2 protein-coding genes are annotated in these 1,649 nt (G+C 66.0%); both read left to right on the forward strand.

The features are described 5' to 3' along the window. The first annotated feature begins 162 nt into the window (after window positions 1-162). A complete protein-coding gene (locus OP497_RS17120; protein ID WP_280550655.1) occupies window positions 163-372 on the forward strand; it encodes a CPXCG motif-containing cysteine-rich protein in 210 nt (69 codons plus the stop codon). Window positions 373-518: 146 nt separating this feature from the next. Next, window positions 519-1,469, forward strand: a complete 951-nt coding sequence (gene trxB / locus OP497_RS17125) for a thioredoxin-disulfide reductase (protein ID WP_280550658.1) — start codon at window positions 519-521, stop codon at window positions 1,467-1,469. Window positions 1,470-1,649 lie beyond the last annotated feature (180 nt).

Genomic DNA, 1,649 nt, shown 5'->3' on the forward strand with positions numbered 1-1,649 from the left:
GCGGGGAGTGAGGGCACCATCCTGGTACCTTGCTGATGACATGGTCATGATAGTTGGCCTTTTCAAGCGCCGCCCGGGGAGCGTGACGGTCGATGCCCTTGAAATGCCGCCCCCGCCCCCTCATATTGCTGCAATACGGCATTATGGTCACGGGAGGTCTGGATGCACGAGGAAGCACTCGAGTCGCGGGCCGTGCATTGCCCCTACTGCGATACCCCGTTCGAGCTGCTGGTCGACCTCTCCCAGGGCAGCCATGCCACCTGGGAGGATTGCCCGCAGTGCTGTGCGCCGATCCAGCTGCGCATCGAGGTGTCGCCGGCCAGCGGCGAGCTGGTCTCCCTCGACCTGGGGCGTGATGACGATGTGCTCTAGCATGGCACGACCCGCGAGATTCGGGCCCGCGCCCCGCCTCGCCTGACGGCAACCCGCCCTGGACCCTCGCCGCGGGCTGCGCCATGCCGGCGCGTGTCGGCATTGCCCAGTCCACTGCGCCATTCCCGACTTCACGAGGTCATCTCATGAGCGACGCGCGTCACGAACGCCTGATTATCCTGGGCTCCGGCCCCGCCGGCTACACCGCGGCCGTCTACGCGGCCCGGGCCAACCTGAAGCCCCTGCTGATCACCGGCATCCAGGCCGGCGGCCAACTGACCACCACCACCGACGTGGATAACTGGCCGGGGGACGAGTCCGGCGTCCAGGGTCCCGAGCTGATGGAGCGCATGAAGCGCCATGCCGAGCGCTTCGACACCGAGGTGCTCTTCGACCATGTCCACGAGGTGGAGCTGCGCAATCGCCCCTTCACGCTCAAGGGCGACAACGGCACCTACACCTGTGACGCCCTGATCATCGCCACCGGCGCCAGTGCCCGCTACCTGGGCCTCGAGTCGGAGCAGCAGTTCATGGGGCAGGGGGTCTCGGCCTGCGCGACCTGCGACGGCTTCTTCTACCGCAACCAGGAGGTGGTCGTGGTGGGCGGCGGCAATACCGCCGTGGAGGAGGCGCTCTACCTCTCCAACATCGCCTCCAAGGTGACCCTGGTGCACCGCCGGGACAGCCTGCGTGCCGAGAAGATCCTCCAGGACAAGCTGTTCGAGAAGGCCGAGAACGGCAACGTGGTGCTGGAATGGAACCAGACCCTGGACGAGGTGCTGGGCGACAACAGCGGCGTGACCGGCGTGCGCCTCAAGTCCACCGAGACCGGCGAGACCCAGGAGATCGCCGCCCCGGGACTGTTCATCGCCATCGGCCACAGCCCCAATACCGGCATCTTCGAGGGCCAACTCGAGATGGCCGGCGGCTATATCCGGGTCCAGTCCGGTCTCGACGGCAATGCCACCGCGACCAGCGTGCCGGGCGTGTTCGCCGCCGGCGACGTCATGGATCATGTCTACCGCCAGGCCGTGACCTCCGCCGGCACCGGCTGCATGGCCGCGCTGGACGCCGAGCGCTATCTCGACGAGCTCTGACCCGGCTTCGCCGGGAGCTGTAAGCTATAAGCTTTAAGCTGTAAGAAAAACCCTTGCCGTAAGCCTTGGTGGTGCCACATTGCGTTGGCTTACGGCTTACGGCTTACGGCTTACGGCTTACGGCTTACGGCTTACGGCTTACGGCTTACGGCTTACGGCTTACGGCTTACGGCTTACGGC

The organism is Halomonas sp. 11-S5 (assembly GCF_029889825.1).
Classification (GTDB): Bacteria; Pseudomonadota; Gammaproteobacteria; order Pseudomonadales; family Halomonadaceae; genus Halomonas.